This window comes from Neisseria sp. P0001.S005, assembly GCF_051963715.1.
In genome coordinates this window covers 1-391 of record NZ_JBQCTZ010000709.1, presented here as the reverse complement: position 1 = coordinate 391, position 391 = coordinate 1, and the positions used below count along the sequence as shown (strand labels likewise).

At 54.2% G+C, this 391-nt stretch carries 1 pseudogene; it reads left to right on the top strand.

The features are described from left to right. Positions 1-391, top strand: a pseudogene (locus ACTHSP_RS22495) ([protein-PII] uridylyltransferase); the annotation flags it as partial.

The window sequence follows — 391 nt, the reverse complement described above, 5'->3', positions numbered from 1 at the left end:
CCCCATTTTCAGACGGCCTGCAACAACAAACCGCCCAATTTATCCAAACCCTTTGGGACGCACGCCTCAATCCGGCCATCAAAAGCGGCAGCATAGAAGAAATCCTCCAAAGCACCCAAAACGACATTACCGGTGAAACCGCCTTTCTTGAAGCACGCCACCTACAAGGCAATGCCGACCTTACCGCCCAACTTCTAAACAAACTCAACACACGCCGCGACACAGCCGCCTTTATCGAAGCCAAACTCCTCGAAATGGAGCAACGCCATACCAAATCCCAAGGCACAGGCGCACAACTCGAACCCAACATCAAAACCTGCCCCGGCGGCCTGCGCGACATCCACACCCTTATCTGGACAGCCAAAGCACAAGGCATAGACAGCAACCCCAC